Origin of the sequence: Cupriavidus sp. H39 (assembly GCF_050271075.1) — a bacterium.
Taxonomy (GTDB): Bacteria; Pseudomonadota; Gammaproteobacteria; order Burkholderiales; family Burkholderiaceae; genus Cupriavidus; species Cupriavidus necator_B.
The window spans coordinates 2,345,327-2,365,101 of the sequence record NZ_CP189846.1 but is presented as its reverse complement, the minus strand read 5'-3'; the positions used below and the strand labels follow the sequence as shown (position 1 = coordinate 2,365,101).

The following is a 19,775-nucleotide window of genomic DNA, read 5'->3' as shown; positions in this document are numbered from 1 at the left end:
ACGCTCAAACGGTAGAAGTCCGAACTTTCAGCCGCCTTTCAGTTGTATGGACGTTGGGGTATTCACCGAGGGTCGTGTCACGCAGTCGGCCTCAGCACAGGCCGGCGCCTAGCTTCCACATGGCAGAGGCGGCTTCGAGCGCCGTCCGTGACGTGATGACGTCGCTTTCTGCTTCACCAAGCCGGCTGAGCAGTTCCTCGCCATTCGCGGCGATGAACAGGGGGCAATCTGCAACGTCAGTTGCCAAAGCGGGCCGGATCGTACGGGCGGGCATCCACATAAGGCGCCTCGCCGTCGATCAGTTCGGCGAGCAGCCGCGCCGTGGCGGGGCCAAGGGTAAAGCCTTGGTGCGCATGTCCGAAGTGAAACCACAGGCCCGGATGGCGCGGGGCTTTGCCCACCACCGGGCGCATGTCGGCCACGCAGGGTCTGGCGCCCAGCCATGGCGTGTCCTCGACGGGTGTGCCGAGTTCCACCAGTTCGCTGGCATAACGCTCGGCGCGCAACAGCTGCACCGGCGTGGGCGGCGCATCGTGGCGGGCGAATTCCGCGCCGGTAGTGAGGCGCAGGCCGCGCTTCATTGGCGCCAGCAAGAGACCGTTCTCGGTATCGAGGAGCGGCAACCTGGGCATCGCCGGGGCTGCGTAGTGGCGGTGGTAGCCTCGCTTCACGAACAGCGGAATCCGATAGCCGAGCGGCCGGGTTAGCGACGGCGCCCACGGGCCCAGCGCAATGACCGCATGCTGCGCCGTTACCATGCCGTCGTTTGTCGACACGCTCCATCCGCTGCCGGCAGGTTTCAGCGTGGTGGCGTCGCCGAGGCTGAAGATGCCGCCGGCGTTCTCGTAGCAGGCGGCGTAGCGGTGAACCAGTTCGCCGGGGTCGGCGACGGTCCACGGATCGCGCCAATGGATGGCGCCGGCCAGCGACCCGTGCAGGGCCGGCTCCGCGGCGGCGAGGGCGGCGCGATCCAGGATCCGGCAATCAAGGGCATGTTCGCGCGAGACCGCGGCAGCCTTTGCCGCCTCGCGCTCGAACGCCGCGCTGGTGCGGTAAGCCTGCAGCCATCCCTGCTTGCTGACCAGGTCCTGCGCGCCCGCCAGCGCGATCAGGCGTTCGTGCTCGGTAAGGCAGTGGCGGATCAGCGCGCTATATGCAGCGACCGTCACCGAATAGCGGCCGGGTGCCGATTCGTGCCAGTAGCGGGCCAGCGCAGGCAACAACCCGGCGAGCGCCCGCGGATGGTAATGGACGTCGTTGCCCTGGCGCGCCATCACCCGCAGCACGGCGGTCCACTCGCGCGGGAAGGCATAAGGCTGCACCGCCTCGCGCTGGATGATGCCGGCATTGCCATAGGAGGTTTCACGGCCAGGAGCCTGCCGATCCACCAGCACCACCGCGTGGCCGCGCTGGCGCAGCGCCAGCGCCGTGCAGACTCCGACCATGCCGGCGCCGAGTACCAGGATGTCTTTGCTCATGCGGTAGGGCCTTTCTTTCTTGCAGCGTTGATCCGATGCCTCGATTCTGCAACGCCGGGGTGCCTGGCGCGACTGGCATCGGGAGCAATTATCCGAATGGTCGATTGCTGGTTCGGCAATCGAATCGCGTTTTCCTGCGGATCACTTTTCCGCATCGATGCGCGTGATGGCCTGCACCAGGTGCTGGACGAAGGCGCGGCCCGCCGGTGGCAGGTTGCGCCGGGCCAGCGTCTGGATCTCGATATAGCGCTCGTTCATTTCCCGATCGCGCAGCGGCACGGCGGTAACGATGCCGGCCTTCAGCCGCCGCCGCACCGACAGCTCGCCATAGAAGCTGATGACCCCGCCCCCGGCCGCGGCGAAGCCGACCAGCGAATCCAGGTGATTGCTGGAAAACACGGTCTGGTAGCTCAGGCCCTGCCGGCTGCAGCTGGTATCCAGCAATTGCCGCAGCGAACTGTCCTTGGGCGGCAGCGCCAGCGGGTAGCCGATGACCTGCGACAGCGAAAGCTGGCGCTGTCCGGCCAGCGGATGGCTGGGGGCCATGACCGCGAGCACGGGCGCGGGATGGCGCAATTCCACCTCGATATCCAGCTCGGGCAAGCCGCTCAGCGTAATGCCGATGTCGGCCTCGCCGTCGCGGATGCGCCTGGCGATGTCGCCTTGCGGACACACGTCGAGGTCGAAGCGGATGCCACCGTACTGTTCCCGAAAGCTGGCCGCCAGCGCGGGGATGAAATCGTGCGTCAGGCCTTCCACGCTGGCCAGCCGCACCTGGCCCACGCGCAGGCCGCGCAATGCCTGGATATCGCCGGTGACGCGGTCGATCTCCTGCTGGGCGCGCTTGGCGTGCGCCGCCAGCAGCTCGCCTGCGGCGTTGGGGACCAGGCCGCGTGCGCGCCGGTCGAACAGCAGCGTATCGAGCTCGCTTTCGAGCTTGGCGATCTGCCGGCTGACCGCCGAGGGGGCCACATTGAGCTTGATGGCGGCGTCCTTGACCGATCCGGTGCGCACCACTTCAAGGAAGTAGCGCACGGCGGTTTCCTGCAGGATGCGGTAGGACATGGTCGGGTAGGGGCTGGAAGGCGGCAGGACCATTCTATCGATTGCGTTTTCGGCAATCAATCTTTCGAAACATTGCTACGATTTCACTCCGGATCGATCGTACGATAGATTTATGCGGCGTCCCACAGCCTTGCTGCGCTGCGCCGATTCCTTCTCTGCCGGAGCATCCCCATGCGATCCCCCGTCCCGCGCCCCTTGTACCTGCTTGCAGCCTGCAGCGTCTGCGCCGTCGCCTCGCTGGCACCAGCCACTGTCGCCGCGCAGGGCGGCTATCCGTCCAGGCCGATCCAGCTGGTCCTGCCGTTTCCGCCAGGCGGCGCCACCGACATGGTCGGCCGCACCATCGCGCGCAAGCTCGGGGAAGGGCTCGGCCAGCCCGTGGTGGTCGAAAACCGGCCCGGCGCCGCCACCATCGTCGCGGCCAGTTACGTGGCCAAGTCGGCGCCGGACGGCTACACACTGATGGCCACCTCGGGAACGACGTTCACGGTCAATCCCGCCGTCTACGCCAAGCTGCCGTACGACCCGCAGAAGAACTTCGAGCCGATCGGCCTGATCGGTTCGACGGGGCTGATCCTGCTCGCCAACCGCGACGTGCCGGTGAACAACCTCAAGGAGTTCGTGGCCGCGGCGAAGGCGGCGCCGGGCAAGTACTCCTACGCGTCGTTCGGCGCCGGCACCACCGCCCACTTTGCCGGCGAGGAACTGCTCAACCTTACCGGCACCAGGCTGCTGCATGTGCCGTACAAGGGCAGCGCGCCGGCCATGACCGACCTGATGGGCGGGCAGATCCCGTTCAGCGTGGACACCGTGGCCGCGGCGATCCCGCAACTCAAGTCAGGCAAGATCAAGGCGATCGCGGTCACCACGGCGAAGCGCTCGGCGCTGCTGCCAAATGTGCCCACCGTGGCGGAAAGCGGCTACCCCGGCATGGATACCAGCACCTGGATTGCACTGGTCGCGCCGCGCGGCGTGCCGGCCGAGGTCAAGGCGAAGCTGGAAAAGGCGCTGGCCGACGCCATCGCCGATCCGGCCACGCGCAAGCAGCTGGCCGAGAGCGGCATCGAACCGTTCTACGCGCCTGGCAGCCAGGTCGCCACCATGATCGACAAGGAAATCCCGCAGATGCGCGCCATCGCGCAGCGTGCGCATATCAAGCTGGACTGAGCTGGTTACCGCTCCCTGTCTCTTCCGATACCCTGTCGCCCGCCGCGGCGGCAGGCATGACCACCGACGTCCTGATCCATGAACGTGCCAGACGAACTGACCTCGCTTTCCGCGGTCGAACTCCGCCGGCTGATCGGCACCCGCGACATCTCACCGGTAGCACTGCTGGAGGCTTGCATCGCCCGCATCGAGGCCTACAACCCGGCCATCAACGCCATCACGGCGACCTGCTTCGCGCGCGCCCGCCAGGAGGCACGCGCGGCCGAGCAAGCCGTGCTGCGCAACGAACCGCTCGGCCTGCTGCACGGGTTGCCGCTCGGGGTCAAGGATCTGGAGGCCACCGAGGGCTTGCTGACCACCTATGGCTCGCCGCTGTTCCGCAACCACGTTCCGGCGGCGGACAACGTGCTGGTGGCGCGGCTGCGCGCAGCCGGCGCCATCGTGGTGGGCAAGACCAACATTCCCGAGATGGGTGCCGGCGCCAACTCGCGCAATGCGGTCTGGGGCGCGACCGGCAATCCGTTCAACCCCAACCTCAACGCGGGCGGCTCGTCGGGCGGCTCGGCGGCGGCGCTGGCAGCGGATTTCCTGCCGGTGTGCACGGGCTCGGACACCGGCGGCTCGCTGCGCATTCCGGCGGCGAAGTGCGGCGTGGTGGGCTTCCGGCCATCGCCCGGCATCGTACCCAATTCACGCAAGCTGCTGGGTTGGACGCCGATCTCGGTGGTCGGCCCGATGGGGCGCACGGTTGCCGATACCTGCCTGCAGTTGGCCGCATCGGCGGGTGTGTCGGTGACCGATCCGCTGAGCTACGCGGTGAACCCTGCGTCCTTCCGCCTTCCGCCGCATGTGGACCTGTCGACGCTGCGCGTCGGCTATACCGAGGACTTCGGCTGCTGCGCCGTGGACAACGGTATCCGCCGCTTGTTCCGAGGCAAGATCGCCGCAATGCGCCACCTGTTCAAGCGTTGCGACGAAGTCAGCTTTGATCTGGGCGATGTGCACCGCTGCTTCGACGTGCTGCGCGCGGAAAGCTTCGTCGCGGGCCTGCATGACGCCTACCAGCGCGACCCCGACGCACTCGGACCCAATACGCGGGCGAACTACGAGATGGGCGCGAAGATGTCGCTGGCCGACAGTGCCTGGGCGCAGGCGGAACAGAACCGGATCCTGCAACGCTTCCAGCAGGCCTACCAGGAATACGACCTGATCCTGTCGCCGACCACGCCGGTTTCGCCGTTTGCATGGACTAGCCTGTATGCCGACATCATCAATGGGGAGAAGCAGGAGAACTACTATCGCTGGCTGGCATTGACCTATGTCGTGACGCTGACCACGCATCCGGCTATCTCGCTGCCATGTGGTACGGATGAAGCGGGCATGCCGTTCGGGCTGCAGGTGACCGGGCGCTTCCGAGGGGATCTGGAGACCCTGGCTGCGGCGCAGGCGATGGAGACGGCGTTTGCCGCGTCGCCTGAATTGAGGCGGCCGGTGCCGGATCTGGCCAGGATCGTGCCAGCCACGCCTGCGCTGCGCTCCATTGTCACGGCGCCGCCGGGTAATGGTGCAGGGGGGCACGCAGGCGGCATTTCAGCTGTATAGGGAGACCACGTCACGGACAGGCATGCGGACCGATGGTGCCAAGCCGCCCCACTACCGCGGATTGTGCGCCCCCACCTCAGCCACAAAATCCTCCCCTTCCGGCAACCCCAACGAAAACCTGACCGGGAAATTCACCGCAATCCCGCCTTCCGCCGGCACCCGCCGCACCACCTTCCGCGCCTGCACATGCGGGTCTTCAAACAGCGCATTGGCCCCCAGCACCGGCGAGAACGGCATATCGAGCGGGGCGAAGAAGGCCTCCCAGTCCGCAAGGTCGCGCGTGCGGAACACCGCCGCCATCAGGTCATTGACTTCCAGCTTGTGCCCGCCGCGCCCGGCGCGCGTGGCGAAGCGTGGATCGCGCAAGGCAGGAAAGGCGTCGCCCAGCGCTGCGCACAGGTTGTCCCAGAACTTGTTCTCCAGGATGCCCATCGCCAGGTGGCGGCCGTCGCGGGTTTCGAAGAGGTCGTTTTCCGGCATCACGGTCGGCGATGCTTGTGGAGACGCCTCATGCTCTCGCGCGGTCCAGGCGCCGTGCGCGGTCCACGACAGGATGGCATCGTGGATCGACACATCCAGGTGCTGCCCTTGTCCGTGCTGGCGGGCGCTCATGATCGCCACGGCCAGCGACAACGCCGCGTAGCCGGAGGCGGCGTAGTCCGACACGCGCACGCGCGGACGCGAGACCTGGTCATGCACCTGCACGGGCGTGGCCCAGTATCCGGCCAGCGCCAGGTAGTTCAGGTCGTGCCCGGCATGGCTGGCGTACGGGCCGGTCTGGCCGAAGCCCGAGATGGAACACAGCACGATGGCGGGATTGACCGCCGCCAGCACGTCATAGCCCAGCCCCAGGCGCGCCATCACGCCGGGGCGGAAGCCTTCGACCACGGCATCGGCATCGCGCACCAGGTCAAGGAAGGCCGCGCGGCCCGCGTCGGTCTTCAGGTCCAGCGCGACCGAGCGCTTGCCGCGATTGAACTGCGCATACACATGCGCCCCCAGCTGCCGCGCGGTGTCGCCGGTGCCGGGCTGCTCCACCTTGATCACCTCCGCGCCCAGCTGGCGCAGCAGGCTGCAGGCGTGCGGGCCGGGCAGCAACTGGCTGACGTCGATGATGGTGACGTCCTTGAGGCAAGACCATTCTGGCTTCATGCGCGGCCTTTGGAGGCTGGGAGGAAATACAGGCGCCGCGCGCGCGCGGTGGCGGGCGGCGCGGGGCAGGGCGGCCTGCTCAGCCGAGGTCGCCCGTCATGCCGATCGACTTCATCAGGTCGCCGTATCGCGCGTTGTCGCTGGCCACCATGGTGCCGAACTGCGCGGGCGAGGCGCTGCGGCGCAGTTCGCCGGCGTTGGCCTTGAGCTGGGCGTCGAAGACGCCGGCGGCCTGCAGCGCACTGACGGCGGCGTGCAGCGCCTGCGTCAGCTCGGCCGGGAAATTGGCCGGCGCGAACAGGCCGCTCCAGTTGTCGATGACGAAGCCCGGCGGCAGCGCTTCGGCCATGGTCGGCACGTCGGGGAAATAGGGGGAACGGGCCGCGGCGGTGACGGCCAGCACCCTGACCTGGTTGTTGCGCACGTACTGCGTGGCGGTGCCCAGCACCGGCATGCCGAATTGGGTTTGCCCGGTCAGCATCGAGGTGATGATCTCTGGCGCGCCCTTGTAGGGCACATGCACGGCGTCGCAGCCGGTCTGGTGCAGCATGGTTTCCACCGCCAGATGGGCGATGCTGCCCTTGCCGCCGGAGCCGTAGTTGAACTTGCCCGGCGCCTTCTTCATCGCCGCGACCAGCTCGGCGGCGGTCTTGTAGGGCGAGGACATGGGCACCACCAGCGCGGACGGTCCGCCGGACAAGGCCGTGATCGGCGTGAAGTCACGTGCCGGGTCATACGGCATCTTGCGGTACATGTGCACGTTGATGACGTGCGAGTTGGCCAGGATGCCCAGCGTGTAGCCATCGGGCGCGGCACGGCGCAGTGCGCCGGCGCCGATGATGCCGCCGGCGCCGGGCATGTTCTCGACCACCACCGGCTGGCCCAGCTTCTTGCCCAGTTCCGCCGACAGCGTGCGGGCCGTGCTGTCGGGCGTGCTGCCGGCGATGAAGGGAACGATCAGCCGGATCGGACGGTTGGGGTAGGCGGATGAAGCGCTGGCGGCGCGGGCCGGCAGCAGCAGGCTGCCCAGCGCGGCGGCGCCGGCGGTGGCAAGCCAGTTTCGGCGGTTCATGCTTGGTCTCCGTGATCTTGTCGTATTGTGCTGTGGGCGGGTCCAATGCCGGCGGCGACCGTGCCGCCGGCACGGTCAGCCTTTCTGCTGCAGCGGTTCCAGGATAGCGCGCGCGATGGTGTTGCGCTGGATCTCGCTGGTGCCGGTGAAGATGCGGAACATGCGCAGCTTGCGGAAGGTCTGCTCCACCGGATGCCCGCGCGTGACACCGACATTGCCGTGGATCTGCACGGCCTTGTCCGCCACCTCGAAGCAGCGCTCCGAGACAAAGAGCTTGCACGCCGCGGCCTTCATGCGCAGGTCGGCGCCGGCATCGGCCAGCGCGGCGGTATGCGCGATCATGCTTTCGCAGGCCCACAGCGCCGTGGCCATGTCGGCCAGCATGTGCTGGATCGCCTGGAAGCGCGCGATCGGGCCGCCGAACTGGCGGCGCTGGCCGGCATACTCGAGCGACGACTCATAGGCCCGGGTGGCCAGCCCGAGCATGCTGGGGCAGTGCAGCAGGCGGTTGACATTGATGCGCGACATGCCCAGCTTGAAGCCGTTGCCTTCGCCGCCAAAGACGTTGGCGCGCGGCACGCGCACATGGTCGAAGCGGATGTCGCCGTCGATATGCTGGCCCGACATCGGCACGTACTCGTTGGTCACGGTCACGCCGGGCAGGTCCAGGTCGACCAGCACCGCGGTGATCGCCGGCGGCGTGGCGGTGGCGTCGGTCACGCACATGACGATGGCAAAGTCGGCGAACGGCGCGCCGCTGATGTAGTGCTTGCCGCCGTGGATCACCAGCTCATCGCCATCGGCCACGGCCGAGGTCCTGATGCTTTGCGCGTCGGAGCCGGAATGCGTTTCCGTCAGCGCGAAGCAGGTCGACTTCTCGCCGCGGATCACGGGCTTGAAGTACCGCTCGAGCTGGTCGGGGGTGGCGTACTTCAGCATATTGCCCACGCGCGGCGGCCCGCCCAGGTCGCCCAGCACGTGCGCGGCCAGCGTGGAGCCGCTGGCGGCCAGGTCGGCCTTGAGCGCGCATTGTTCCTGGATGTTCAGGCCCTTGCCGCCCAGCGCGGTGGGCAGGCAGGCGGCGTAGAAGCCCAGCTCGCTGGAGCGGCGCCAGACCTGGCGCAGGGTCTCGCGCGGCCACGGGTCTTCCGAGCCCAGGCCCAGCTCGTGTTCGAGCGGGCGCAGCTCTTCGTCGATAAAGCGGCGGATGCCGGCGCGGGTTTCCAGCAGCACGGGGTTGGTCAGGTGATCGAACATGGCGGTTTCCTCGGTCCGGTTCCGGGTTCAGTTGACGCGGCGCCCGACGCCTTGCCAGTAGCGTTCGCGCACGACCTTGCGGGCCAGCTTGCCGCTGGCGTTCTTGGGCAGCTCGGCGACAAAGTCCACCGTGCGCGGCGACTTGTAGTCGGCGATGCGCTCGCGGCAGTGCGCGATCAGCTGCTGCGCGGTGGCCTCGCGCCCGGGGCGCAGCGTTACCACGGCCTTGACGCTTTCGCCCCAGGTTTCGTCCGGCACGCTGATGACGCACGCTTCCAGCACGTCGGGGTGCTGGTACAGCGCGGCCTCGACCTCGGTCGGATAGACGTTGAAGCCGCCGGAAATGATCATGTCCTTCTTGCGGTCGACCAGGTACAGGTAGCCGGCCTCGTCCACGCGCGCCATGTCGCCGGTATGCAGCCAGCCGTCGACCAGGGTCTCGCTGGTCAGGCCGGGTTCGTTCCAGTAGCCCTGGAACACGTCTTCGCCACGGATCACCAGTTCGCCGATCTCGCCCACGGCGACTTCGTTGCCGTGCTCGTCGACCACGCGCACTTCGGTCTCGCCCAGCGCGCGGCCGCACGAGGCCAGGCGCTCAGGGTGGTTGGCGATGGCGTCGGCATGGTCGTTGGTTGACAGCCGCGTCACGCCCGAGGTCGATTCGCTGGCGCCATAGCCCTGCGACAGGATCGGGCCGATGCGCTCCCAGGCCTCGCGGATGCGCGCCGGCGCCATCGGCGCGGCGCCGTAGGCCAGCGTCTTCAGGCTGGACAGGTCGGCCTGCGCCAGCGTAGGCTCGGCCAGCAGCATGTTGATCATGGCCGGCACCATGAAGACATGGGTGATGCGCAGCCGCGCGACCTCGGCCAGGAAGTGCGCCGGCTCGAATTTCTCGAACAGCACCAGCGTCGCGCCCACATACAGGTACGGCTGCATCAGCATGCCGGAGGCGTGCGTGACCGGGCCGATCAGCGCCAGCCGGTCGCCGGGGCGCGCGGGGCGGTCCATGCCGGACACCACCTTGCGCAGCGCCGCCAGGCGGTTGCCGTAGCTCTGCATGGCCGCCTTGATCTTGCCGGTGGAGCCCGACGAGAAGTGCAGCACGGCCAGGTCGTCGGCGGCGGGGGTGATGTCGGGCGGCGTGGTGCCGGCGTTGGCCAGCAGCGCCTCGTATTCGACATAGCCGGCCGGGGCCTCGCCGATGGCGATAAAGGTCTCGATGCTGCCGAAGCCTGCCGTGGTGCGGGTGTGGCCGGTGTAGCCCGGGCCGGCGATCAGCACGCGCGGGGTGCAGTTCTCGACCACGTCGCTGGCCTCGGCCGCGGTGAAGCGCGGGTTGAGCGCCGCCTTGACCAGCCCCGCCTTGTACAGCGCGCACTCCAGCTCGACCAGTTCGGGCCGGTTGCGCGACTGCACCGCGACGCGGTCGCCGGGGCGCAGGCCCAGCGCCAGCAGGGCATTGGCCAGCCGCGTGGAGCGTTCATCCAGCTGGCGATAGGTGACCACCTGGTCCTGGTAGAGGATGGCGGGCTGGTCGCCCCAATAGCGCGCGGCGCGGCGCAGGAAATACGCGAAACCCATGCTGTCTCCGTGAAGGCTGGATTGATTCTGGCGCACGCTTGGTGGTGTGCTCTGACGCTGTAGTCTGTAAGATGGCGGGCATCACCACAATGACGCATTGGCTATAAAGCCATAACCGTCGGGAATGCGAGGACATGGAGACGCGGGATATCGAATACATCCTGGCCGTGGCGGCGCACGGCGGCATCGGCCGGGCCGCCGAGGCGCTGGGGATCAGCCAGCCGGCGCTGACCAAGGCCGTGCAGCGGGTGGAAAGTCAGGCGGGGCTGCCGCTGTTCGAGCGTACCGCCAACGGCATGACGGCGACCTACGCCGGTACGCGCTTCCTGGAACGCGCACGGCGCATCCAGCTGGAGTACGAGGATGGCATCAAGGAGATGCTGGGCATCCGCACCGGCGAGCAGGGCATCCTGCGTGTGGGCTATTCGCCGTCGATCCCGGGCAATGTGATGCTGGGCGCGTGCCGGCAGCTGGTGCGCGAGCGGCCCGTGGCGCGGCTGCGGCTGCGCCGCCGGCTGGCGCGTGATCTGCTGGACTTGCTGGCCGCCGGCGACCTGGACATGGCGGTGGCGCCCACGCCGTCGGGCGCGCTGGCGGCCACCTTCGCGGTGCAGCCGCTGTTCGACGACCGGCTGGTGGTGGTCGCCGACGAGGGCCACGCGCTGCTGCGGCGGCGCAAGCTGCGCCTGGCTGACCTGGCCGAGCAGGAATGGCTGCTGCCCGAAGGCCATATCACGCTGCGCCAGCAGGTCGACGCGGCGTTCCGCCAGCGCGGCCTGCCGGAGCCGCAGCCGCGCATCGAGATCGACTTCGGCAGCACCTCGCTGTTCGCGCTGATGCAGGGCACGCAGATGCTCAGCATCGCCAATGCCAGCGGCGACGCCATGCAGCGTGGCCTGCGCGTGCTGCCGCTGGGGGTGGAGGAACTGGACCTGCGCCGGCGCATCGGCGTGGTTACGCGCGAAGGCGCCTACCTGTCGCCGCTGGCGCAGCGCCTGACGGTGCTGCTGCGCGAGCACAGCAGCCAGGCGTAGGCGGCTACTGCAGCGGAATCTTCGCCACCGCCGCGAGCCGCTTCCCGCGCTGGATCTCGTCCTTCTGGTACTGGCGCATCTCGGCCGGCGACGACAGGATCAATTTGGTCGACTGTCGGGTGTAGTAGTCGCGCACATCCGGCGCGTTGCCGGCCTGCGTGAACAGGTCCTGCAGCCGCTTCACTACTGCTGGCGGGGTCTTGGCCGAGACCGCCGCCGCCACCCAGTTGTAGGCCAGGAAGTCCGGCAGCCCGGCTTCGACGATGGATGGCACGTCCGGCAGCAGCGGCGAGCGCACCGGCGCGGTGTAGGCCAGCGCGCGCACCTTGCCGCCGCGGGCCAGTTCGATCGCGCCGGTGGCATCGACCACGGCGAAGTCGACATTGGCGGCCATCACGCCATTGATGGCATCGCCCGCGCCCTTGTACGGCACCGCCGTGGTCTTGATCCGGGCCAGTTCGTTGAGCCACTCGGAATAGAGCGTGTAGGAGATCGAGCCCGAGCCGTAGTTGAGCGCGCCCGGACGCTTGCGCGCGTCTTCCAGCAGCTCGGCCAGCGTGCGGTAGGGCGAGCCGGCCGGCACGATGATCACGCACGGCCCGCGCGACAGCAGCGTGATTGGCGCGAAGTCGGTCAGCGGGTCATACGGCAGCTTGCGGAAGGTGGCGGCATTGGTCGACAGCGTGGAATTGCTGCCGATAAAGACGGTGTAGCCGTCGGGCGGCGCGTTCAGCGCGGTCTGCACGCCGATAAAGCCGTTGCCGCCGGGCTTGTTCTCCACCACCACGCCCTGGCCGGTCAGTTCGCCGATCTTCTTGGCGAACATGCGCGCGGTGGTATCGGTGCCGCTGCCCGACGGGAACGGCACGATAAAGCGGAGCGGCCGCGCCGGAAAGGCATCGGCATCGGCCGCGCGCGCCGCCGGCGGCGTGGCCGCGCCGAGCATCGACAGCACGGCCGCGGCCAGAAGGAAGCGGCGGCGGGAACGGAAAGCCTGTTGCATGGTGGTCTCCTGACAGAACAAGGCCCGGCGTGTGCCCGCCGGTGCATGGAAAAAAGAAACCGCGGCTCAGCGGCGCAGTCCGAGCAGGTCGCGGGCAATCACCCAGCGATGGACTTCGCTGGGGCCTTCGTAGATGCGCATCAGCCGGGTCTCGTTGGCCATCTGCTGTAGCGGCAGCTCCTTGGTCATGCCCATCGCGCCGAAGGTCTGCATGGCATGGTCGATCACGTCCCACGCCATCTCGGTGGCGAACACCTTGATCATCGATACCTGCGTGCGGGCCTCGTCGCCGGCGTCGATGCGGCTGGCGGCCTCGTAGGTCATCAGGCGGCAGGCGTGGATGCGCGTGGCGGCGTCGGCCACCCACCACTGGATCGCCTGGCGCTGCGCCAGCGGCGCGCCGAAGGTCTGGCGCTGCGGCGCGTATTCGCAGATCATGTCCAGCGCCCGCTGCGCCCGGCCAATGCACCAGGCGGCCATCTGCACCCGGCGCGTCGACAGCCGCGCCTGCATCGGCGCAAAGCCCTGGCCCTCGGCCCCCAGCAACTGCGTGGCCGGAATGCGGCAGTCTTCCAGTACCACTTCATAGGTCGAGGCCCCGCCGATCATCGGGATGCGCCGCTCGACCCGCAGGCCCGGCGTGCCGCGCTCGACGATAAACGCCGAGATGCCGCCGCGCGCGCCGCGGGCCTTGTCGGTCACGGCCATGACGATGGTCCAGTCGGCGCGCGCCGCGCGGCTGATCCAGATCTTGCGGCCGTTCAGCACCCAGTGGTCGCCGTCGCGCTCGGCGCGCGTGGTCATCATGGCCGGATCGCCGCCGGCGCCAGGCTCCGAGATGGCGATGGCCGACACGGTCTCGCCGCGCGCATATGGCGCCAGATAGCGCTCGCGCTGCGCTTCGCTGGCGGTCAGCATCAGCATGCGCAGGTTGGGCGAATCGGGCGGCAGGTCGTAGGGAGTGATGGTCTTGCCCAGTTCTTCGTTGACGCCGACCATCGCCACCGTGGGCAGGTCGGCGCCGCCCAGCTCGGTCGGCGCATCCAGGCCCCACAGGCCCAGCTCGCGCGACATGGCATCGAGCCGCGCCTGCTCTTCCGGCAGCAGCGTCATTTGCCCGCCGGCCGCTTCCCGCGCCAGCACCGTGGGTTCCAGCGGGATCAGCTGCTCGCGCACGAAGCGCGCGACCAGGTCCTTCAGCATCCGGTGTTCTTCGTCGAGTGCAAAGTTCATGCGTGTCTCCTCCTGATTGGTCATGACTGGCGCGCATCCGGCGCGAGGCCCAGTTCCTGCAGCACCTCGGCGGTGTGCTCGCCCAGCGCCGGCGCATGGCGGCGCAGCGACAGCGGCGTGGCCGAGAAGCGCGCGGCCGGGCGCACTTCGCGCAAGGGCCCCTCGGTGGGATGCTGCGTTTGCTGGAACAGGCCGACGGCGCGCAGGTGCGGGTGGTCGACCAGGGCGTCCAGCCCATAGATGGGCGTGGCGGGGATGTCGAGCGACTCGAACAGCTGCATCCATGCGCCGGTGGTGCGCGCGGGTGTCAGTTCGGCCAAGTGGCCGTAGAGCGCGCGGATATTGGCGTTGCGCTGCGCGCGGTCGGCCACGTCATAGCGCTCGGCCAGGTCGTCGCGGCCCACCGCGCGGAAGAAGGCCTGCCAGTGGCGCGCCGTGTAGGGCAGGGCGCAGATCCAGCCGTCGCGGGTGGGCGCGGGGCGGCGCCCGCCTTGCAACAGGCGCGCGTAGCCGGCGCCGGCGGGCGGCGGCTCGAAGGTCAGGCCGCCCAGGTGCTCCGTCATTACGAAGGCGGTCATGGTCTCCAGCATCGGCACCTCGACCAGCTGGCCCACGCCGTGGCGCTCGCGGTACAGCAGCGCAGCCAGCACGGCATTGGCCAGCGCCAGCCCGGTGGTCTTGTCGGCGAGCAGGCTGGGCACGTATTCCGGGCGCTCGCCGGTGGCGGAACCCAGCGCGACCAGCCCGCAGCCGGCCTGGATGATGTCGTCGAAGGCAGGTTTGTCGCGATGCGGGCCGTCCTGGCCAAAGCCGGTGGCCATGCAGTAGACGATGCGCGGGTTGAGGCGCGCCACCTCGGCATAGCCAAAGCCCAGCCGCTCGATCGCGGCGACGCGCATGTTGTGCACCAGCACGTCGGCGCCGGCGATCAGCGCGCGCAGCGCCGCGGCGCCGTCGGCGGTCTTCAGGTCGAGCACGACCGAGCGCTTGTTGCGGTTCAGCGCCAGGTAGATCGAGCTCATGCCGGCGTGCTGCGAGACGCCGTTGGCGCGCATCAGGTCGCCCTCGGGCCCTTCGATCTTGATCACGTCGGCGCCGAAGTCCGCCAGCACCTGCGTGGCCAGCGGGCCCAGCACGACCGCGGTCAGGTCGAGCACGCGGATGCCGTCCAGCGGGCCGGCCGGCGTGGTGCGGGTGTCTTGTTCGCTCATCGGGACCGCTCCTTCAACGGCGCTGGAATACCGGGGCGCGGCGCGCGGCCATGGCCGCCACGCCCTCGCGGAAATCCTCGCTGTGGAACTGGCCGCGCTGGATCGCCAGCTCGCGCTGGTTGATCTCGGCAATGCGGTCGGCCAGCCCCTCGCGCAGCGTGGCGCGCGTGGTTTCCACGGCGAGCGGCGCGGATGCGGCGATCTCCTGCGCCAGGGCCATGGCGCGGGCGTCGACCTCGGCCTTGGCCACCAGTTCGTCGGCCAGGCCGATCTTGAACGCTTCGGCCCCGGTGATGCGCCGGCCGGTATAGAACAGCAGCGCGGCCTGCTGCTCGCCCACCAGGCGCGGCAGCGTCACGCTCAGGCCGAAGCCGGGATGGAAGCCGAGCCGGTTGAAGTTGGCGCTGAAGCGGGCCTCGGCGCAGGTCACGCGGAAATCGGCTACCAGCGCCAGCCCCAGCCCGGCGCCGATGGCGGCGCCGGAGACGGCGGCGACGATGGGCTTGCGGTTGCGGTACAGCTTCATCGCGTGCACGTAGAAGCCGGCCGGGTCGCTGGCGACTTCGCCCTGGCCGGCGCCGCTGAAGTCGGCACCGGCGCAGAACGCGCCCACGCCCGACTCCAGCACGATGGCGCGGCAGCCGTGGTCGTCGTCCAGCGCCAGCAGGGTATCGGCCAGGCGCCGCATCACCTCGGCATCGACAAAGTTGTGCGGCGGGCGGGACAGGACCACGCGGGCCACGTGGCCCTGGCGGCTGACCTGGATTTCGGCATCGGATGACATGCGGGGCGCTCCTCTCTGTTCGGTCGGCTCGGGGCCGGGTGCACACAGTATTCGCGCCGCGCCGCCGCGCCGCTATACTCGGATTTCACTTACCGAAATTGAGGGGCGATGTCCGACACCATCCCGCCGCAGCCCTCCACGCGACGCCTGACGCACCAGACCGGCCGCTTTACCCGCGATACCGCGGGCAGCCAGTCGCTCGAGCGCGGGCTGGTGCTGCTGCGCGCGTTCCGCGTCGGCACCACCAGCCTGAGCAATGCGGAACTGGCTGCGCGCACCGGCCTGCCGCGCCCCACCGTCAGCCGGCTGACGCGCTCCCTGGTCGATGCCGGCTTCCTGCGCTACGACATCAACGAGCGCGCCTACCGGCTGGCGCCGGTGGTGCTGAGCCTGGCGGATGCCTTCCACCAGTCCAGCCGCGCGCCGGACATTGCGCTGCCGCTGATGCGCAAGGTGGCCGAGGCGGGCAAGGTCAACGTGGGGCTGGCGGTAGGGGACAAACTGGACATGGTGTACCTGGCGTCGATCCGGCACAGCCGCGACAGTGTGTCGCGCACGCGGCGCGTGGTGCCTGGCTCGCGCGTGCCGATGGAGCTGACGGCGATCGGCCTGTCATGGCTGGCAGCGCAGCCGGAGGGGGTGCGCAACGACCTGCTCGCCGGCATCGCCGCGCGCCAGGGCGCGGCCTGGCCCGCCATGCAGGCGCGTGTGCTGCGCGGCATCGCGCAGGCGCAGCGCCATGGCCATTGCACCGCCGCCTACCAGCCGGGGCACCTGCTGGCCGTGGGCGCGGCGTTCTCAGGCCCGGACCAGCAGCTGTACGGGCTCAATATCAGCTATCCGTTCAACGAGGCCGAGCGCCGCCGCGACCATGCGCGCCATGCGGCGCAACTGGTGCGGCTGGTGGCCGAGATCCAGCAGGCCTGGCGGCGCGCCGCGGGCTGACCGGTGTCAGTACACCGGCGGCATGCCTTCCGGGCGGTGCTTGAAGCGCCGGTGGATCCAGTAATACTGCTCCGGCATGGTGGCGATCTGCGTTTCCAGGAAGGCGTTCATGCGGCGCGAATCCTCTTCGACGCTGCCGGAAGGAAAGCCTTCCAGCGGGTCGAACACGCGCAGGCGGTAGCCGCGGTAATTGGGCAGCACCTCGGTGGTGAAGGGCACCACGCGCGCGCCGGTCAGGCTGGCCAGGCGCGAGGCCGAGGTCAGCGTGCACGCCGGCACGCCGAAGAACGGCACGAACACCGAATCGTTGATGCCAAAGTCCATGTCCGCCGCCAGCATCACCGGGCAGCCGGCGCGCAGCGTGCGCACCACCTGCTTGCCGCTGCCGTTGCGCGGGATCATCTCGGCGCCAAAGCGCCCGCGCTGGGTACGCGAGATCTGCTCCAGCAGCGGGCTGGACATGCGCGTATACAGCGACGCCACCGGGTGGCGCATCGAATAGAACATGCAGCCGGCCTCGATGCCGACGAAATGAAACCCCATGAAGATGGTCGGATGCTCGGCGCACGAGGCGAGGTCGATGCGCGAATCCAGCTCGACCAGCTTGCCGAGGCGCTTGGCACTGCCGAACCACTGCACACCGCGCTCCAGGTAGCTGCGCAGGACATGGCCGAAGTGGTCCCGCGCCAGCTGCTCGCGCCGGGCTGGGTCCATGTCCGGGAAGCACAGCGCCAGGTTGGTATGGACGATGCGGCGGCGGCGGCTGGGGATGCGGTACAGCAGCTTGCCGATGGCGTCGCCCAGGCGGGCGGTTACGCCGTACGGCAAGGCGGCAAAGAGCTTGAAGGCGGCGATGGTCAGCGCAGCCTGGAGCCGGTGCGTCATGAAGATCCTGGAAGTCGGCAGCGGCGCTCGGGACGGGCCCGGGCAGGCGGCTGCGCGGCGATGGTTCGGCGCCACGCGGGTGGCGAACGGCAAGCGCGCGGCAAGGCGCGAAGAGCGATGGCCGGCTCCCGGCACATGCCCGGCGCCTGGTGCGCACCGTGTGCGCGTCGGGGTGACAAAGCCGGACGGAAATGCGGGAGCGCCATCCCGTGCGGCGCCCGCGGTCCGGGCGTCCTGGGGTGCGCTATGCGCCGCTGCGCAGCCTTGTGCTGAGGGCGCACTGTAGCACGATGGCAGCGGCCCTGGCATGGCCGTTACGACCCGTATCAAACCGGCTACCCGGGCCGCAGCGGAAAACGCGGAGTGGGATATCCGCCGGCGCGGCGCGCCCGCCGGCGAAAACGCGGGCCAGGCGTCGCGCCGGCCGCGGTGCCGTCAGCGTTGCCTCAGTTCGTTGAGGTAATAGTTGACCTCCGCCAGCAGCGCGGTGTGGAATTCGGCCGGCAGCACATGGTCATCGGTCAGCGACAGCAACTGGTCGATGCGCTGCCGGAACTGCCGCTGTGCACTCGCCCGCGCATCGGGCGGCAGCGCCACGGCCATGGCGCACAGCATTTCGCGCATCACCAGCAGCCGCGCGCCGTACTGGATCATGGCGTCGCCCTGGGTCTTGAGGTTCTGCGCCAGCTGTTCCGGCATGCCCTGGCGCGCAGCGCCGGACGGAGTGCCGGGCGCAGCCGGCGGCGCGGTGCCGCGAGCCTGGCCGCCGGGGTCGGGCGCTGAGCTGCCCAGCATCTTGCCGAGCATGGGGATCTTGAACATGGGCGAGGCTCCGGGAGCGCCGGGGGCGGGGTGTTCGGGTGTATTCATGATGGAAGGGCGGGAGAGGCCGGACTGTGCGCCAGCAGACAATGGAGAGAAGGCAGGCCGGGTGCTCATGCGCCAGCCGTCACGCCGTGGCCAGTCGGCCCGGGTTTGCGGCCCTTGCCCGCGCGCGCCGGCGGCAGGCACAGCCCGCAGGTGTAGCGCTGGCGCCCATCGTGGGCGCGCACCACGAACTCGCCGCGGCAGCATTGGCAGCGCGCCAGTTGCAGCATGCCGCGCTCATAGAAGCGAACCAGCATCCAGGCGCGGGTGAAGCTGAGTTGCGGGGCCTCGCCCGTGACGCACAGATGCTCGCGATACATGCGGAAGCTGGCCAGGGTGGCGCGAATCCCGTTCAGGTGGCCGGCACGGGTCATGAAGCGGTAGGCGCCGAGCAGCATCGAAGCATGGGCGTTGGGGCGCCAGGTCACGAACCAGTCGGTCGAGAACGGCAGCATGCCCTTGGGCGGCGACACCCCGCAAAGCTCCTTGTACAGGCGGACCAGCCGCACGCGCGGCAGCGATACCTCTGCTTCCAGCACCTGCAGCCGCGCGCCCAGCCCGATCATCTCGATGGCCAGCCGGGTCTGCTCCATGTCATGCACCACGCTCCGGGCAGCGGGTGCGGGCAACCGGCGCGAAGCCGGCGCAGCGGGGCCGCTGAGGGCGGCGAGAGGGCGTATGTCCATGGTCTCCTCGTGGCAGGAATGGAGCCGGGGACCGGCAAAGTCGTGTGACCATGGGCGCGGTCCGTCCCTGTCTCCGATGGTCCTGGCCGGGCGTGTCACGGTGCGGTGCGGTCCGCATCGATGCCCGGGGTCGGGTTTTTCGTAATAGGGGAAGATTCTTGGATCGGGGCCCCCGCTATATCCGTGATCTTGGTCAACAATCGCATTTCCACGATCGACTGATCCGGATTGTCGTGATCACTGTTGGCGCATTTTGTCAGTGCCCGCCCGGTGCGCCGGGATGGCGCCGTGGCGCCATGCGCGGGCTGTAGGAGAAGCGCCCACACGGTATCGGACAGACGCCGATTTAACGGCTCTGCCCATGCGCTACGCTGCAAGAACACCAATGACAGGGAGCAACCCATGGCTGCAAACTTCCTGATCAGGCAGACCGCGCAAGGCTGGGAGCTGACGGTCGAAAGCGCGCGCAAGGGCCTGGTTCACTGCGACGACCGCGACGTCGCTGTCAACATCGGCATGGCCGCGGCCAAACGGCGCGGTGTCGTGCTGATTGTGGACGAAGACGAGGACGATGCCCCGCACGGCCTCACCCCCCTGGCCGCCTGACGCGGCAACCCGATTGCCTCACAACGGTGGGCGCCTCGACCGATGGCGCCCGCTTTTGCTTTGGTGCGGGGCCCGCGCCATGCGTGCCGACGGCCATGCCGGCCAATGGTATGGAGGTTGCGCCCCGCTGACGGCTGCGCGGCCGGC

18 protein-coding genes are annotated in these 19,775 nt (G+C 69.0%); 5 read left to right on the top strand and 13 right to left on the bottom strand.

The window, feature by feature from the left end; all coding sequences use genetic code 11:
* Window positions 1-236 precede the first annotated feature (236 nt).
* Both ACOCMH_RS11130 and ACOCMH_RS11125 read right to left on the bottom strand, forming a co-directional pair.
* Entirely contained in the window at window positions 237-1,478 is a 1,242-nt protein-coding gene (locus tag ACOCMH_RS11130; protein ID WP_427307028.1) for an NAD(P)/FAD-dependent oxidoreductase, read from the bottom strand.
* Window positions 1,479-1,619: 141 nt separating this feature from the next.
* A complete protein-coding gene (locus ACOCMH_RS11125; protein ID WP_427308435.1) occupies window positions 1,620-2,543 on the bottom strand; it encodes a LysR substrate-binding domain-containing protein in 924 nt (307 codons plus the stop codon).
* A gap of 171 nt (window positions 2,544-2,714) precedes the next feature.
* On the opposite strand from ACOCMH_RS11125, the gene ACOCMH_RS11120 reads away from it, so the two are divergent.
* Window positions 2,715-3,710, top strand: a complete 996-nt coding sequence (locus ACOCMH_RS11120; RefSeq protein WP_427307027.1) for a Bug family tripartite tricarboxylate transporter substrate binding protein — start codon at window positions 2,715-2,717, stop codon at window positions 3,708-3,710.
* Between the two features lie 78 nt (window positions 3,711-3,788).
* A complete protein-coding gene (locus ACOCMH_RS11115; protein ID WP_427307026.1) occupies window positions 3,789-5,312 on the top strand; it encodes an amidase in 1,524 nt (507 codons plus the stop codon).
* 51 nt (window positions 5,313-5,363) lie between these two features.
* On the opposite strand, the gene ACOCMH_RS11110 is transcribed toward ACOCMH_RS11115, so the two are convergent.
* The 4 genes from ACOCMH_RS11110 to ACOCMH_RS11095 form a co-directional block, all read right to left on the bottom strand.
* Window positions 5,364-6,464, bottom strand: coding sequence for a CaiB/BaiF CoA transferase family protein (locus ACOCMH_RS11110; protein WP_427307025.1), 1,101 nt, complete (start codon window positions 6,462-6,464; stop codon window positions 5,364-5,366).
* 79 nt (window positions 6,465-6,543) lie between these two features.
* A complete protein-coding gene (locus ACOCMH_RS11105; RefSeq protein WP_427307024.1) occupies window positions 6,544-7,536 on the bottom strand; it encodes a tripartite tricarboxylate transporter substrate binding protein in 993 nt (330 codons plus the stop codon).
* A gap of 75 nt (window positions 7,537-7,611) precedes the next feature.
* Window positions 7,612-8,793, bottom strand: a complete 1,182-nt coding sequence (locus tag ACOCMH_RS11100; protein WP_427307023.1) for an acyl-CoA dehydrogenase family protein — start codon at window positions 8,791-8,793, stop codon at window positions 7,612-7,614.
* A 27-nt stretch (window positions 8,794-8,820) separates the two neighbouring features.
* Window positions 8,821-10,374: an acyl-CoA synthetase gene (locus ACOCMH_RS11095; RefSeq protein ID WP_427307022.1), complete on the bottom strand. Its 1,554-nt coding sequence runs from the start codon at window positions 10,372-10,374 to the stop codon at window positions 8,821-8,823.
* A 134-nt stretch (window positions 10,375-10,508) separates the two neighbouring features.
* Between ACOCMH_RS11095 and ACOCMH_RS11090 the strand changes: the two genes are divergently transcribed.
* Window positions 10,509-11,408: a LysR family transcriptional regulator gene (locus ACOCMH_RS11090; RefSeq protein WP_427307021.1), complete on the top strand. Its 900-nt coding sequence runs from the start codon at window positions 10,509-10,511 to the stop codon at window positions 11,406-11,408.
* A 4-nt stretch (window positions 11,409-11,412) separates the two neighbouring features.
* Here the strand turns inward: ACOCMH_RS11090 and ACOCMH_RS11085 are convergent, their stop codons facing one another.
* The 4 genes from ACOCMH_RS11085 to ACOCMH_RS11070 form a co-directional block, all read right to left on the bottom strand.
* A complete protein-coding gene (locus ACOCMH_RS11085; RefSeq protein WP_427307020.1) occupies window positions 11,413-12,411 on the bottom strand; it encodes a Bug family tripartite tricarboxylate transporter substrate binding protein in 999 nt (332 codons plus the stop codon).
* A gap of 66 nt (window positions 12,412-12,477) precedes the next feature.
* The gene (locus ACOCMH_RS11080; protein WP_427307019.1) at window positions 12,478-13,644 is read right to left on the bottom strand and encodes an acyl-CoA dehydrogenase family protein; all 1,167 of its coding nucleotides are present in this window, start codon (window positions 13,642-13,644) and stop codon (window positions 12,478-12,480) included.
* Window positions 13,645-13,664: 20 nt separating this feature from the next.
* Window positions 13,665-14,855, bottom strand: coding sequence for a CaiB/BaiF CoA transferase family protein (locus ACOCMH_RS11075; RefSeq protein WP_427307018.1), 1,191 nt, complete (start codon window positions 14,853-14,855; stop codon window positions 13,665-13,667).
* 13 nt (window positions 14,856-14,868) lie between these two features.
* Window positions 14,869-15,639 carry an enoyl-CoA hydratase/isomerase family protein gene (locus tag ACOCMH_RS11070; RefSeq protein ID WP_427307017.1) on the bottom strand — a complete coding sequence of 257 codons (771 nt, stop codon included), beginning with the start codon at window positions 15,637-15,639 and terminating at the stop codon, window positions 14,869-14,871.
* A 108-nt stretch (window positions 15,640-15,747) separates the two neighbouring features.
* On the opposite strand from ACOCMH_RS11070, the gene ACOCMH_RS11065 reads away from it, so the two are divergent.
* A complete protein-coding gene (locus ACOCMH_RS11065) occupies window positions 15,748-16,584 on the top strand; it encodes an IclR family transcriptional regulator (protein WP_427307016.1) in 837 nt (278 codons plus the stop codon).
* A 6-nt stretch (window positions 16,585-16,590) separates the two neighbouring features.
* On the opposite strand, the gene ACOCMH_RS11060 is transcribed toward ACOCMH_RS11065, so the two are convergent.
* From ACOCMH_RS11060 to flhC, 3 genes are all read right to left on the bottom strand, one after another.
* Window positions 16,591-17,469 carry a lipid A biosynthesis lauroyl acyltransferase gene (locus ACOCMH_RS11060; RefSeq protein WP_427307015.1) on the bottom strand — a complete coding sequence of 293 codons (879 nt, stop codon included), beginning with the start codon at window positions 17,467-17,469 and terminating at the stop codon, window positions 16,591-16,593.
* Window positions 17,470-17,904: 435 nt separating this feature from the next.
* Window positions 17,905-18,291 (bottom strand): hypothetical protein, encoded by a 387-nt coding sequence (locus ACOCMH_RS11055; RefSeq protein ID WP_427307014.1) that lies wholly within the window; start codon window positions 18,289-18,291, stop codon window positions 17,905-17,907.
* A gap of 113 nt (window positions 18,292-18,404) precedes the next feature.
* Entirely contained in the window at window positions 18,405-19,022 is a 618-nt protein-coding gene (flhC, locus tag ACOCMH_RS11050) for a flagellar transcriptional regulator FlhC (RefSeq protein WP_427307013.1), read from the bottom strand.
* 402 nt (window positions 19,023-19,424) lie between these two features.
* Here flhC and ACOCMH_RS11045 point away from each other — a divergent pair, with 402 nt between their 5' ends.
* A complete protein-coding gene (locus ACOCMH_RS11045; RefSeq protein ID WP_174077803.1) occupies window positions 19,425-19,628 on the top strand; it encodes a hypothetical protein in 204 nt (67 codons plus the stop codon).
* Window positions 19,629-19,775: the final 147 nt, after the last annotated feature.